The 230-nt window shown below is 63.5% G+C and carries 1 protein-coding gene; it reads right to left on the bottom strand.

Going from position 1 to position 230, the window contains the following annotated elements; translation table 11 throughout:
* Positions 1 to 211 (bottom strand): hypothetical protein (locus ACR9ZK_RS23800; RefSeq protein WP_481344367.1); only part of this gene is annotated, 211 nt, incomplete at its 3' end.
* Positions 212 to 230 lie beyond the last annotated feature (19 nt).

Here is a 230-nt window from a genome sequence, read left to right as displayed (position 1 = left end):
CCCCCCCCCCCCCTCTCAAAACACAGACCGTCACCCCAGATGTAGCTCCGTCTCGTGGGCTCGGAGATGTGTATAAGAGACAGGTCACGTGCTGCTTGCCGAGCACGGCCCGCTCGATGTTGCCGACGAGCTGGTCGAAGGTGTGGGCGAACCAGTCGGTCACGGTGACCTGCACCGGGTCCAACGGCCGGGACCTGTCTCTTATACACATCTGACGCTGCCGACGACGG

The sequence above is a fragment of the Monashia sp. HAY1-5C genome, from assembly GCF_056755255.1.
This window is presented reverse-complemented; position numbering and strand designations above follow the sequence as displayed.